The sequence below is a fragment of the Streptomyces sp. SID11385 genome, assembly GCF_010548245.1.
Classification (GTDB): Bacteria; Actinomycetota; Actinomycetes; order Streptomycetales; family Streptomycetaceae; genus Streptomyces.
This window is the reverse complement of record NZ_JAAGLR010000038.1, coordinates 1-13,012: the sequence shown is the minus strand read 5'-3', so window position 1 is coordinate 13,012 and position 13,012 is coordinate 1. Positions and strand designations below refer to the sequence as shown.

The following is a 13,012-nucleotide window of genomic DNA, read 5'->3' as shown; positions in this document are numbered from 1 at the left end:
CGCGGACTACAGCTCCTGGATCCGGATGTCCCGGTAGGAGATCACGTCGGACGTGCTGTGCACCTGGAGACCGATGTAGCCGGAGGCGTAGCGCCGCCCGTCGGTGCCCGGGTCACCGGACCGCGGCGGTTCGAAGACCTGCCCGCCGGTGTTGTCGAACTCGTTGATCAGCACCCCGTTGCGGAAGATCTGGAAGTGCTGGTCGACGGCCCGGATCTCGTAGTCGTTCCAGGTCCCCTTCTCGGTGACCTGGGCGCCCGCGAGGCCGACCCGGTCGAAGCCGTACACGGACCCGGTCTTGTACATGTCCCCGGAGGGGGAGTCGAAGATCTGGATCTCGTGCCCGTAGTTGATCGCGACCCACTCGGGCCGCGACTCCTCCGGGTGGTCGTGGACGTTCGGGAAGCGGACGAAGACCCCGCCGTTGGCGTTCGCGGTCCCCGGCCCGTCGTCACGGAAGCGGAGCTTGAGCGAGAAGTCGTCGAACTTCCGCTCGGGGAACCACAGCATCCCCATGCCGTCGACATCGGTGGAGCTGGTGATCGAGCCGTCGTCGTTCAGCTCGAACTTGCCGCCGCCGACCTGCTCCCACTGGTCGAACTGGGCCTTCGAGCCGTCCATGAGGTCCTTGTAGCCGGTCGTCTGCCCCGGCTTGCCGATCCCGGACGCCTTGGCGGCCTGGTTGATCGCCTTGCGCTCGCGCTTGTCGATCACGTTCTCGGCGCTCAGCTCGTCGAGCACCTTCGTGACGTGCTTGAGGAACAGGGCGTTCGAGGACCAGTCCTTCTCGTCCTCGATGCGCTCGTTGATCCGGCAGCGGTTCTCCGTGATGCGGTTGGGCACCCCGGTGTCGACCGTCCCGACGAAGACGGTCCTGCGCTCGTCGAACTCGGCGCAGCCCGGCGCGGGGACGCCGCCCCCGGCCGCGACGGTGAAGGCCACCTGTCGCGCCTCGGAGGTGTTGCCCGCCTTGTCGCTCGCGCGGTAGTCGACGGTGTGCCGGCCGACGCGGTCGACCACGACGGGCTTGTCGTAGGCGAGGTAGGGGCCCGCGTCGAGCGAGTACTCGACCTTGTCGACGCCCGACTCCTCGTCGGTCGCGTTCAGGGTGAGCTTCGCCGAGGCGAGGTAGGCGCCGTCCGAGTTCTTCGAACCGGTCACCTCCGCGCCGACGACGGGGGCCGTGGTGTCCTGGGCGGGCGGCTCGACGACGGTGAACGACACGGTCTTCTCGGCCGCGGCGTTGCCCGCCTTGTCGGTGGCGCGGTAGCGCACCACCTGCTCGCCGGTCTCGTGGACCATGACCGGCCCGGTGTACTCCTGCCAGGCGCCGTCGGCGCCGAGCGCGTACTCGATCTTGTTGACGCCCGAACCGGTGTCGGACGCGGTGACGGTGACGGTCGCCATGCCGAGGTAGGCGCCGTTCTCGTCCTTGTCGCCCGTGACGGTCGCCGAGGTCTCCGGCGCGTCCTGGTCGTCGGTCGGCGGTCCCACGACGGTGAAGGAGACGGACTTCTCCTCGGCCGCGTTGCCCGCCTTGTCGGTCGCGCGGTAGCGCACGACGTGCTCGCCGACCTGGTCGATGACGACCGGGGCGGTGTACGGCTGCCAGGCGCCGTCCGCGCCGATCGCGTACTCGACGGTGTCGACGCCCGCGCCCTCGTCGCTCGCCTCGATCGCGACGGACGCGGAGCCGACGTAGGCGCCGTCGGCGTTCTGGTCGCCGCTCACCTTCGCCGAGGTGGTGGGCGCGGTGGTGTCCTCGCCGCCCCCGCCGTCGGTCACCTCAAGGGTGCCCGTCATGGAGAGGTGCCCCGAGATCGTGCAGTGGTAGTGGTACGTGCCCGGGGTGAGCACGACGTCGACGCTGTGCTTGCCGCCCTCGTTGTCCGCGGGGTTGGCGAGGATGTTGACGTTGACGTCGTTGTTGTACTTCGGGTCGGAGACGTCGAAGGTCAGCGTGTGCGGCATCCCGGAGGTGTTGCCGGTGTCCTTGCTGTTCTCGAAGACGATCGTGGCGGGTCCCGCGACCGCCTTCTCGGGCGCGGAGACGTAGTGCGTGATGTCGTCGCCCGCGGTCCAGGTGAGCACCTGGGCCGCCTTGGGCGCGACGTCCTTCTCCGGCTTCGCGCTCTTGTGGGCGGCCGTGGTCCTGGCCCCCGTGTCACTCGTCGCGCTCGTCGCGCTCAGTCCGAGGACGAGCCCGAACGCGGCGATCAGGGTCAGCAGCAGCCGGGGAGCCCGGTGCCGCGCTCTCGTACGCCGTCGTGGTCGCACCGCTTACCTCCTCACGAGCTGGTCGGCGGCGGGGGTGGGGCCCCCGCCCTTGTAGGTCACGCGCCACAGCGCGGAATACTTGTCCGAGGTGAAGAACCCGCGCCCGTAGTCGAGGACGTAGAGCGAGCCGTCGTCGCCGAACTTCCAGTCCATGAGGTTGCGGATGCCGTTCTCACCGACCGGGATGATCTTCTTCAGCGACTCGGCGTGGATCGGCAGTCCGCCGTCCCCTTGCGTCTTCGGGTCCATGAGCACCGCGTGCCGGGGCTGCGTGTCGTCGTAGAGGTCGCCGACGAACCACTTGCCGTCCCAGTACTGGGGCCACTTGACCGTGCTGGCGCTGTTCTCGTCGTACCGGTAGACCGGGCCGTCCATCGCGGCCTGGCCGCCGCCCTTGAGCCACGGCAGCTTGTACGTGGCCTCGCTCTCCTTGTACGAGGGCACCCCGGCCGCGTTGCGCGGGTAGTCCGGGCCGCCGCCCTGGGGCGAGTACCAGATGTTGTTGCCCGTGACGGGCGGGAGGTTGACGAGGCCGTCGTTGTTCGGCGACTCGTTCTTCGGGTGGTCGCAGTCGTACCAGCCCAGCGGCTTGCTCGGGTCGGGCAGGTTGCGGTCGCGGTAGGGCTGCTTGTTGCCCATGCAGTACGGCCAGCCGCGGTTGCTCGCCTTCGTGATGACGGCGAAGGTGTCGTACTTGGCCGGGCCCCACGTCTCGCTCGGGGCGCCCGCGTCGGGGCCGACCCAGCCCGCGTAGAGGGTGTCGGTCTTCTTGTCGATCGAGATGCGGGCCGGGTTGCGGACCCCCATCACGTAGATCTCGCCGCGGGTCTTGCCGCCGCCCTCGGCGGTCTCCTTGCCGGTGAAGAGGTTCCCCTCGGGGAGGGTGTACGTGCCGTCCTGCTCCGGGTGGATGCGCAGGATCTTCCCGTTGAGGTTGTTGGTGTTGCCCGCCGTGCGGCGCGCGTCGGCGAAGGAGACGCCCTTGTAGTTCGGCTCCGGGTTGTTGCCCGAGTAACCATCGCTGAACTGCGAGGAGTTGTTGTCACCCACGGCGATGTACAGGTTGTCGTGGGAGTCCCAGGCCATGCCCCCGCCGGCGTGGCAGCAGGAGTGCACCTGCACCGGCCAGGAGAGGAGGACCTTCTCGGAGGAGAGGTCCAGCTTGTTGGTCTTCTTGTCCAGCGTGAAGCGCGAGACCTGGCGGGTCGCCATCTGCTTGTCGCGGTCGAGCTTGGAGTGCGGCGTGTAGTGCAGGTACACCCAGCCGTTGTCCTCGAAGCGCGGGTCCAGCGCGATGCCGAGCAGCCCCTCCTCGACCTTGACCAGCTCGTCGCCCCCGCCCTTGTTGCCGAAGACGGTGAGCTTCCCGGCGAGCGTGACCTTCTTGGTCTTCGGGTCGTAGATGTGGATCTCGCCCTCGCCCTTGCCGACGTCGGGGTCGTTCCAGTCGGTCACGACCGGCTGGCTCGCGTCCTTGCCGCCGCGCCCGATGTAGAAGACGCGCCCGTCGGGGGCGGTGACGAGGCCGTGCGGCTCGCCGATCTGGTCGTTCTCGCCCGCCTTGTTCGGCTGCGTGAGCCGCTCGGCGACGTAGTTCGACTCGATCGTCGCCTTGCAGTCCGCCTGCACCAGTCGCGTCGTCCACAGCAGGGCGCCGCGCAGGTGGGCCCGGAAGTCGGTCTCGGCGAAGCTGTCCGCCGTCCCGCCCATCGCGGAGTAGAAGGACCGCCCGCCGTCGTAGTCGCGGCACCACGAGACCGGGTGGTCGGCGCCGTTGGCGCCCGCGCCCGGGCTGTACGTCGACTCGCGGACCCGGGCGACGGTGTGCACCTTGCCGCTCGGGTTGGTCTGCCAGTTGAGCCACTTGTCGGGGTGCTTCCACTCCAGCGGCAGGTCCTTCGTCGCCGGGTTGAGGCGGTCGCCGACCTCGACGGTGGCGCGCTGGACCTTCGCCCCGCTGCCCTCGACGGGCCGGGCCCCGATGAGCCCGGTGTACCAGTCGGAGTACGGCTCCGTGCGGGCCGCGTCGTTCAGCCCGATGAAGCCGCCACCGGCCTTGACGTACGCCTCCAGCCCGGCTTCCTGATCGGCGTTCAGCACGTCGCCGGGCCCGGTGAGGAAGACGACGGCGTTGGTCTTGCCGAGCTTGGTCGCGTTGGTGAAGACCTTCGCCTTGTCGGTCGCCTCGACCGTGAAGCGCTGGCCGGCCGGTCCGGACTGGCCGATCTTCTCGATGGCCTCGATCCCCGCGTTCACCGCGGGGGACTCGGGGGCGGTGCTCCCGGTGTAGATGAGCACCTTCACCTCGTCCCCGCCGGGCGGCGAGGGCAGGGCGAGCGTGGCCTTGCCCGCGGCGCCGGCGGGCGGCCCGGTGAGCAGCCCGGTCGCGAGCGCGGCCGAGGCAAGGACCGCGGCCCCTGCGAGCCGGGTCCGCTTGCGGGCCCTGAGGCGGGCGGGTGATGTCCTGGTGGCGCCGGTCCGTTCGGTTCCCGTGGGGGATGCGGAGTGTGTTCTCTCGGTGGCGGACACCTGAGCCGGTGTCCGGTGGTGCGGTGTGAACCGCATGTGGTCCTCCACCCTCGTCAGTCGCAGCAACAGCGCCGCCGAAGCTAGACCCCTTTGCCCGGGAGGCCAATACCTATGACCTGAATGGCACAAACTTTGTCCTCACCGTGGATAAACGGCGGCCGCCCGGCTACCGTGTGGCCGTCCCTGGGGCCCATGGGGTCCGGCAAGTCCCCGCATCGGAAAAGGAGTTCGTAATGGCTTCGACGGACGAGGGCTCGGGAGGGCGGCGCATCGGGCGGCGCTACCTGCTCGGTGGAGCGGCCGCGGCGGCGGGCCTCGGCGTGGTGGGCGCGAGTGCGACCAGCGGTACGGCGCAGGCGGCCGTGACCGCGCCGACCGCGCCCGCCGGGGGCGAGGTGCGCCGCATCACGATGTACGCCGAGCGCCTGGCCGACGGTCAGATGGGCTACGGCCTGGAGAAGGGCAAGGCGAGCATCCCCGGGCCGCTCATCGAACTCAACGAGGGCGACACGCTGCACATCGACTTCGAGAACACGATGGACGTCGACGCGAGCCTCCACGTCCACGGCCTGGACTACGAGATCACCAGCGACGGCACCCGCATGAGCGGCAGTCACGTCCCGCCGGGCGGCCACCGCACGTACACCTGGCGCACCCACAAGCCGGGCAAGCGCGCCGACGGCACCTACCGCCCCGGCAGCGCCGGCTACTGGCACTACCACGACCACGTCGTGGGCACCGACCACGGCACGGGCGGCATCCGCAACGGGCTCTACGGGGGAGTGGTGGTGCGCCGCAAGGGCGATCTGCTCCCCGACCGCACGTACACGATCGTCTTCAACGACATGATGATCAACAACCTCAAGCAGGGCCCGGACTTCGAGGCCGTCGTGGGGGAGCGCGTCGAGATCGTCATGATCACGCACGGCGAGTACTACCACACCTTCCACATGCACGGTCACCGCTGGGCGGACAACCGCACGGGCCTGCTCACGGGCCCTGACGACCCCTCGGCCGTCATCGACAACAAGATCGTGGGGCCCGCCGACTCCTTCGGCTTCCAGGTCATCGCGGGCGAGGGCGTGGGCGCCGGGGCGTGGATGTACCACTGCCACGTCCAGTCGCACTCCGACATGGGAATGGCCGGGATGTTCCTGGTCGCGAAGGAGGACGGCACGGTGCCAGGACACGAGGGCCACACGATGAAGAAGAGCGGCGCCAAGGAGGCGGCACCGGGCAAGGACGCGGCCGGGGCGCACGCGGCGCACGGGGGCTGAGCGGGGCGGCCCGGCCGCGGGGCGCGGTGACGGAGGGTGTACGGGACGGGGCGCCGCGTGCGCGGGCGCGGCCCGTTCGTCGCAGCCGCTCGTACGGCCCCTCGTCGTCGCCCTTCCTCGTCGCGCGCCTCGCGGGCGCCGGTGCCAGACTCGGAGGGAGGGCGTCCGCCGTGCCCGTACCCCGCGGCGGCGGGCTCACGACGCGAGCGAGGGAAGTTCCGCCATGCTCAACAGCGCACACTACGCCGACGGCGAGCCCGTCTGGCTCGAACTGTCCACGCCCGACCTCGACCGGGCCGAGGAGTTCTACGCGGGGCTCTTCGGCTGGTCCCTCCAGCGCATGGGCCCGGACATGGGGAACTACGGACTGTTCACCCTGCACGGCAAGACGGTCGCGGCCGTCATGCCGATGCCGGCCGACAAGGTGCCGCCCGCCTGGACGATCTTCTTCAAGACCCCCGACGCGGCGGCGAGCACGCGGACCATCGAGCAGAACGGCGGCACCGTGACGACCGGGGCGACGGACGTGATGGACCTCGGCAGGCTCGCCGCCTGCACCGATCCGCAGGGCGCCGCCTTCGCCGTCTGGGAGCCGGGCACCAACAAGGGCCTCGGCCTCGTCACCGACACGAACGCCTTCTTCTGGGCCGAGCTGGAGAGCCCCGACCCCCCGGCCGCCGTCACCTTCTACGGCCGCGTCTTCGGCTGGGAGACGACGACGATGCACATGGAGGGCGGCGACTACCTCATGCCGCACCCCGCCGGAGGCACCCCCGAGGACATGTTCGCCGGGGTCGCCCCGCTCGACCCCGCGACGAGCGGGCGCGGCTCCTACTGGCTCCCCTACTTCAACGTCGCCGACTGCGACGCGACGACGGCGAAGGCACTCGCGGGCGGCGCGCGCACCGAGGTGGAGCCGCTCGACATCCCCGACGTGGGGCGCATGGCGCGCTTCACGGACCCGCACGGCGCGGTCTTCGCCGTGATGACGCCGAACCCGCGGAGCTGAGCGCCCCGCCGCCGGGACGGGACCGGGCGCGCGCCCGGGGCCCGGCCACCGCGACGCGGCCTGGCCATGCGGCCCCGCGCCCTCTACCGTCCTGCCATGCCCGCACCAGCCGCCGCCCCGCGCCCCCTCGCCCCGGCCGCCTTCGACCACGGCGACCCCGCCTTCCTCGCCGACCCGTACCCGATGTACGCCGCACTGCGCGCGGCCGGCCGCGTCCTCCACTACGCGCCGAGCGGCCAGTGGCTCGTCCCGCACCACGCCGACGTCTCCGCGCTCCTGCGCGACCGCCGCCTCGGCCGGAGCTACCAGCACCGCTACACCCACGAGGAGTTCGGCCGCACCCCGCCGCCACCGGCGCACGCGCCCTTCCACGAGCTGAACGACCTCGGGATGCTCGAACTCGAACCCCCGGACCACACCCGCATCCGCCGCCTCGTCTCGCACGCCTTCACCCCGCGCAGGGTCGAGGCACTGCGCCCGTACGTGACCGGGCTGGCCCGCGAGCTCGCCGACGCGCTCGCCGAGCGGGGCGGCGGCGACCTCCTCACCGAGGTCGCCGAGCCGCTGCCCGTCGCCGTGATCGCCGAACTCCTCGGCGTGCCGGAGACCGACCGCCCGCTCCTGCGCCCCTGGTCGGCGGCGATCTGCGCGATGTACGAGCTGAACCCGGCCGAGGAGACGGCGCGGCGCGCGGTCACCGCCTCGGCCGAGTTCTCCGCGTACCTGCGCGCCCTCATCGCCGACCGCGCGCGCCGTCCCGGCGACGACCTCGTCTCCGCGCTCGTCGCCGCGCGCGAGGCGGGGGACCGGCTCGACGAGGCGGAGATCGTCGCGACCTGCGCCCTGCTCCTCAACGCGGGGCACGAGGCCACCGTCGGCGCGACCGTCAACGGCTGGCACGCCCTGCTCACCCACCCCGACCAGCTCGCCGCCCTCCGCGCGGACCACGGCCTCGTCCCCTCGGCGGTGGAGGAACTGCTGCGCTTCGACACCCCGTTGCAGCTCTTCGAGCGCTGGGTGCTCGACGACATCGAGATCGACGGCGTCACGATCCCGCGCGGCGAGGAGCTGGCCCTCCTCTTCGGCTCGGCCAACCACGACCCGGCCGTCTTCACCGAGCCGGGCCGCCTCGACCTGACCCGCCCCGCCAACCCGCACGTCTCCTTCAGCGCGGGCATCCACTACTGCGTGGGCGCCCCGCTCGCCCGCCTCGAACTCACCGCCTCGCTCGCGGCCCTGCTCGACCGGGTCCCCGGGCTCCACCTCGCGGGCGAGGCGAGGCGGCGGCCGAACTTCGTGATGCGAGGGTTCGCGGAGCTGCCGGTAGGGGTGTGACGCCGGGGTGTCCAACCTCGACACGCCGTGCCGGACCCGGCGTTGCGCGCGCGTTGATCGTTCGTCGATCGTTTGTTTCCGGCGGCACGGCAGCATGCTCGGCATGAACGATCTCGGGGACAGCACGAGCACGGGCGAGGAGCCCGAGGACTGGCAGGAAGCGGCCCTGTGCGCGCAGATCGGCCCGGACTTCTTCTTTCCCGAGCCGGGCGGTTCGGTCCAGGACGCCAAACGCGTCTGCCGCTCCTGCCCGAGCCGCCGCGCCTGCCTGGAACACGCGCTCGCCCGCGACGAGCGCTACGGGGTCTGGGGCGGCCTCTCGGAGAAGGAACGGGGACGGCTCCGGAGGCTGCGGAGAGCCTGAGGGCTTGAGAGCGGGCGTGATGGCGTGAGGATCTGAGGGCGAGCGTGGGGGCGCGGCGGGCTCCCGGCGGCCGGGGCCGGAGGCTCAGCACGCCGCCCCGGCCCCGTACGCCCGGTCCCGTACGCCCGTGCTCCTCCGTACCGTCTGCTCAGTCCTCGGCGGCGGCCCGGGCCGCCAGCCGGTCCTTGCGCGCGGCGAGCTTCTCGTCGAACGCGCCGGCCTTGCTGTCGAGTTCGCCCATGAAGTAACCCAGCTCCTCCTGCGCCTTGAGCCCCTCGGGGCCGAGCCCGTCGCGGTCGAGGACCTTGAGGTAGCGCAGCACGGGCGAGAGCACGTCGTCGTGGTGGATGCGCAGGTTGTAGACCTCGCCGATCGCCATCTGCGCCGCCGCGCGGCCGAAGTTGGGGATGCCGTGGCCCGGCATGCGGAAGTCCACGACGACGTCGCGGATCGCGGAGAGCGCGAGGTCGGGGGCGAGGTCGAGCGAGGCGCGCAGCAGGTTGCGGTAGAAGACCATGTGCAGGTTCTCGTCGGTCGCGATGCGCGCGAGCATGCGGTCGCACACCGGGTCGCCCGACTGGTGGCCCGTGTTGCGGTGCGAGACGCGGGTGGCGAGTTCCTGGAAGGCCACGTAGGCGATGGAGTGGAGCATCGAGTGCCGGTTGTCGGACTCGAAACCGGCGCTCATGTGCTCCATGCGGAACCGTTCCAGGGCGTCCGGGTCGACGGCGCGGCTCGCGAGCAGGTAGTCCCGCATCACGATGCCGTGCCGGGCCTCCTCGGCGGTCCAGCGGTGCACCCACGTGCCCCAGGCGCCGTCGCGGCCGAAGAGCGCGGCGATCTCGTGGTGGTAGCTCGGCAGGTTGTCCTCGGTCAGGAGGTTGACGACGAGAGCGGTCTTGCCGACCTCGGTCACCTTCGACTGCTCCGGCGCCCAGGGCTCCCCGTCCACGAAGAACTCGGGGAAGTTCCTGGCCTCGCCCCACGGGACGTAGTGGTGCGGCATCCAGTCCTTCGTCACCGAGAGGTGCCGGTTCAGTTCCCGCTCCACCACCTCCTCCAGGGCGAGCAGCAGACGGCGGTCGGTCCAGCCGTTGCCGAGGTCGTCGGGGGAGCGGCGCGGGGACACCAGACTCACGGATTCTCCTGGGGAGGGAGGGGTCAAGAGCGGACGCAGGCGAGACCGGGACGCGTGGCGCGCGGCTACCTACGGACCCGTAGGTTACGACACCGTAGGTTAATGAGATGTAAGTGTCCGGCGGCGGGAATGCGTGTGCGATACACGTCCGCGCGGGTGCGGAACCGAGGGCGCGGCACGGTGCGGGGCCTGCCCCCGTCCCGTACCGCGCCCTCGGTTCCGCACCGCGGGGGGCCGTCGCGTATCGCGCGTGCCCCTCCGCGTCCGTACGGCCGTCCCGTGTCCCCGGTCCCCTCAGCCCTCCCGCATCAGCGCCGCCAGGCACCGGTCCAGGTCCACCGTGATCCGCTCCTCGCCCGGCGGGACGACCGCCGCCGTCCGCTCCAGGAAGCCGCGCACCTCCGCGCTCGGCAGGTGCACGACGGCCATGCCCTCCGGCGCGTGGAACTCCACGATCAGCCGTTCCCAGCCGTGCGGGCGCACCCGCACGTCACCGCTCCCGGCCGGGCCCGTGAGCCCGTCGCGCAGGAGTTCGCGCGCGAAGGTCCAGCTCACCTCCGTGCCCTCCAGCGTGGCGGAGGCGGGGAAGTCGACGCGGACCGCGAACGGGTCGCGCGCGTCGTAGTGGAACGTGGCCTCGACGGTGGGCAAGAAGGCGGCGGCGGCCACGACGTGGGCCTTGACAGCTTGTTCGATGGTGAGGGACAACGCCTGCTCCCCTGGTTGTCGACGGGCGGGACCTGCGGCCGTACACCAGGTAAAGACGCCGGAACGCCCCATTCAGTGGCCGGTCGGGGGCAGTGAACTTCGTCACCGCGCCTCCGGGAACCGTGTACCCGCAGGTGACGGGGCACATGATGGGCGCGTGGAGATCTTGCGCACACCCCCCGGCTGGCCACGTACCGAGACGGAGGCGCGCGCCGCGCAGGAGACGCTGCGCGCGCGGCTCGTCCGCGAGGAGCCGGGGCCCGCGCCCGGAACCGTCCCGCTCACCGGCGTCGACGTCGCCTACGACGACGCCCGCGACCTCGTCGCCGCGGCGGCCGTCGTCCTCGACCCCGGGGGCCGCACCGTCCTCGGGCAGGCGACCGCCGTGGGCCGCGTCCCGTTCCCGTACGTGCCCGGGCTCCTCGCCTTCCGTGAACTCCCCGCGGTCCTCGCGGCGCTGGACCGGCTCCCGGTCGCCCCCGGCCTGGTGGTCTGCGACGGCTACGGGATCGCCCACCCGCGCCGCTTCGGGCTCGCCGCCCACCTCGGCGTCCTCACCGGGCTGCCCGCCTTCGGCGTCGCGAAGAACCCGTTCGTGTTCACGTACGAGGCGCCCGGCGAGGAACGCGGCGCCCGCGCCCCGCTCCTGGACGGTACGGAGGAGGTCGGCGCGGCGCTGCGCACCCGTACCGGCGTCAAACCGGTCTACGTCTCGGCGGGCCACCGCGTCGCGCTCGACACGGCCTGCGCCCACACCCTCGCCCTGACCCCGCGCTACCGGCTCCCGGAGACGACGCGCCGCGCGGACGCGCTGTGCAGGGCGGCGCTCAGGGAGGCGGTGAAGAGCTGAGACGGGGCGGAAGCGCGCCGTCGCGGAGGGCCGGGCCGCTTAGCGTAGGGGTGAACCTGCCCTCGCCGCCCGGGAGTCCGCCGTATGACCGCACCCCGCCCCCTTCCCCTGGAGGACATCACCCTCCGCCGCGTCCCCGTCAACGGGGTCACGCTCAACGTCGCGCTCGCGGGCTCGGGGCCCGCGGTGCTCCTGCTGCACGGCTTCCCGCACACGTGGGAGGTGTGGCGCCTCGTCATGGCGGGCCTCGCCGAGGAGTACACCCTCATCGCGCCCGACCTGCGGGGGCTCGGCGCGAGCGAGGCGCCGGAGAGCGGGTACGACGCCGGCACGCTCGCCGAGGACGCCGAAGCGCTCCTCGCCGCGCTCGGCGTGACCTCGGCCGCCGTCGTCGGCATCGACGCCGGGACCCCGCCCGCCTTCCTCCTCGCGCTGCGCCGCCCCGCGCTCGTGCGGCGGCTCGTCGTCATGGAGTCACTGCTCGGACGGCTGCCGGGCGCCGAGGACTTCCTCGCGGGCGGCCCGCCGTGGTGGTTCGGCTTCCACGCGGTGCCCGGGCTCGCCGAAACGGTCCTGGAGGGCCACGAGGCCGCCTACATCGACTGGTTCCTGACCCAGGGCACCCTCGGCGAGGGCGTCCCGGCCTGGGCGCGCGACGCCTTCGTCCACGCCTACACGGGCCGCGCGTCGCTGCGCGCCGCCTTCGCCCACTACCGCGCGCTCCCCGAGAACGCCGCCCGCATCGCCGAAGCCGTCGCCACGACCCGCCTCACGGTCCCGGCCCTCGCCCTCGGCGCCCACCCGGTCGGCAGAGCGCTGGAACACCAGTTGCGCGGCTGCGCGGACGACGTGCGGGGCGAACTGCTCGAAGGCGCGGGCCACATCATCCCGCTGCACCGTCCGCAGGCGCTGCTCGGACGGCTGCGAGGGTTCCTCGCGGAGTGAGGCGGGGCCGGTACGGGGCGGCTCGCGCCACGCCGGGGCTCGTGCCGTACGAGGCGTGGCGCGCCGCGAGCCCCCACGCCGCTCACCCCTCCCGCCGTGCCGCCTCCCGGATCACCAGCCCCGACCTCCGCAGCCGCTCCGTCAGCGCCTCGCCCATCGCCACCGCCGGTGTGAGCTGGCCCGACAGCGCGGGGAGGTCGTCCAGAGCCAGGCTCAGGGCCGACTCGCCGAGGATGCGGGCCGTCTCGTCGTAGCCCGGGTCGCCGCCCCGCACCTCCGTGTACACGCGCCGGCCGCCGCCCTCGCCGAGGAAGCGGAGCGAGAACGTGCTGCGGGCGCGGCGCTCCTCGCTCGGACCCGTGCCGGGAGCGAGGCGTGCGGACAGGGCGCGGCGCAGGGGCGGGAACTGGGCGGCGGCGAGGAGGGCCGCCGCGCCCGTCAGGCCCGCGAGCGCGGTGGGCAGGCGGCGCACGGCCACGTGGTGGCGGTAGCGGAAGTCCGGCCCGTAGCGGGGCAGGGCGCGGGCCGAGCGCGCGACGAACAGCGGGTCGAGTACGGGCAGCGGGAGCGCCCAGGCGCC

General features: G+C 72.3%; 10 protein-coding genes and 1 pseudogene. 6 read left to right on the top strand and 5 right to left on the bottom strand.

Going from position 1 to position 13,012, the window contains the following annotated elements:
* Positions 1-6: 6 nt before the first annotated feature.
* Together G3I42_RS01395 and G3I42_RS01390 are read right to left on the bottom strand one after the other, a co-directional pair.
* A complete protein-coding gene (locus G3I42_RS01395; protein ID WP_164282027.1) occupies positions 7-2,277 on the bottom strand; it encodes a family 16 glycoside hydrolase in 2,271 nt (756 codons plus the stop codon).
* Positions 2,278-2,280: 3 nt separating this feature from the next.
* On the bottom strand, positions 2,281-4,842 hold the full coding sequence (locus G3I42_RS01390) for a ThuA domain-containing protein (protein WP_239096193.1): 2,562 nt from the start codon (positions 4,840-4,842) through the stop codon (positions 2,281-2,283).
* A gap of 197 nt (positions 4,843-5,039) precedes the next feature.
* Here G3I42_RS01390 and G3I42_RS01385 point away from each other — a divergent pair, with 197 nt between their 5' ends.
* The 4 genes from G3I42_RS01385 (at position 5,040) to G3I42_RS01370 (ending at position 8,791) form a co-directional block, all read left to right on the top strand.
* Complete coding sequence (locus tag G3I42_RS01385; protein WP_164282026.1) at positions 5,040-6,083, top strand: multicopper oxidase domain-containing protein; 1,044 nt, start codon at positions 5,040-5,042, stop codon at positions 6,081-6,083.
* Positions 6,084-6,306: 223 nt separating this feature from the next.
* A complete protein-coding gene (locus G3I42_RS01380; RefSeq protein ID WP_164282025.1) occupies positions 6,307-7,092 on the top strand; it encodes a VOC family protein in 786 nt (261 codons plus the stop codon).
* Positions 7,093-7,188: 96 nt separating this feature from the next.
* Positions 7,189-8,427, top strand: coding sequence for a cytochrome P450 (locus G3I42_RS01375; RefSeq protein ID WP_164282024.1), 1,239 nt, complete (start codon positions 7,189-7,191; stop codon positions 8,425-8,427).
* 94 nt (positions 8,428-8,521) lie between these two features.
* Positions 8,522-8,791 (top strand): WhiB family transcriptional regulator, encoded by a 270-nt coding sequence (locus G3I42_RS01370; RefSeq protein WP_164282023.1) that lies wholly within the window; start codon positions 8,522-8,524, stop codon positions 8,789-8,791.
* A gap of 148 nt (positions 8,792-8,939) precedes the next feature.
* Here the strand turns inward: G3I42_RS01370 and G3I42_RS01365 are convergent, their stop codons facing one another.
* Together G3I42_RS01365 and G3I42_RS01360 are read right to left on the bottom strand one after the other, a co-directional pair.
* Positions 8,940-9,920: an acyl-ACP desaturase gene (locus G3I42_RS01365; protein WP_164282042.1), complete on the bottom strand. Its 981-nt coding sequence runs from the start codon at positions 9,918-9,920 to the stop codon at positions 8,940-8,942.
* Positions 9,921-10,223: 303 nt separating this feature from the next.
* Positions 10,224-10,637 (bottom strand): SsgA family sporulation/cell division regulator, encoded by a 414-nt coding sequence (locus G3I42_RS01360; RefSeq protein ID WP_164282022.1) that lies wholly within the window; start codon positions 10,635-10,637, stop codon positions 10,224-10,226.
* 157 nt (positions 10,638-10,794) lie between these two features.
* On the opposite strand from G3I42_RS01360, the gene G3I42_RS01355 reads away from it, so the two are divergent.
* Together G3I42_RS01355 and G3I42_RS01350 are read left to right on the top strand one after the other, a co-directional pair.
* Positions 10,795-11,487: an endonuclease V gene (locus G3I42_RS01355; protein ID WP_164282021.1), complete on the top strand. Its 693-nt coding sequence runs from the start codon at positions 10,795-10,797 to the stop codon at positions 11,485-11,487.
* A gap of 84 nt (positions 11,488-11,571) precedes the next feature.
* Positions 11,572-12,432, top strand: a complete 861-nt coding sequence (locus tag G3I42_RS01350) for an alpha/beta fold hydrolase (RefSeq protein WP_164282020.1) — start codon at positions 11,572-11,574, stop codon at positions 12,430-12,432.
* A gap of 82 nt (positions 12,433-12,514) precedes the next feature.
* Here the strand turns inward: G3I42_RS01350 and G3I42_RS01345 are convergent.
* Positions 12,515-13,012: pseudogene (locus G3I42_RS01345) on the bottom strand (saccharopine dehydrogenase); the annotation flags it as partial.

Excerpts from the sequence above, each read along its gene's own strand:
- G3I42_RS01390 (WP_239096193.1), bottom strand. The coding sequence starts at position 4,842 with ATGCGGTTCACACCGCACCACCGGACACCGGCTCAGGTGTCCGCCACC.
- G3I42_RS01380 (WP_164282025.1), top strand. The coding sequence starts at position 6,307 with ATGCTCAACAGCGCACACTACGCCGACGGCGAGCCCGTCTGGCTCGAA.
- G3I42_RS01370 (WP_164282023.1), top strand. The coding sequence starts at position 8,522 with ATGCTCGGCATGAACGATCTCGGGGACAGCACGAGCACGGGCGAGGAG.
- G3I42_RS01385 (WP_164282026.1), top strand. The coding sequence starts at position 5,040 with ATGGCTTCGACGGACGAGGGCTCGGGAGGGCGGCGCATCGGGCGGCGC.
- G3I42_RS01350 (WP_164282020.1), top strand. The coding sequence starts at position 11,572 with ATGACCGCACCCCGCCCCCTTCCCCTGGAGGACATCACCCTCCGCCGC.
- G3I42_RS01375 (WP_164282024.1), top strand. The coding sequence starts at position 7,189 with ATGCCCGCACCAGCCGCCGCCCCGCGCCCCCTCGCCCCGGCCGCCTTC.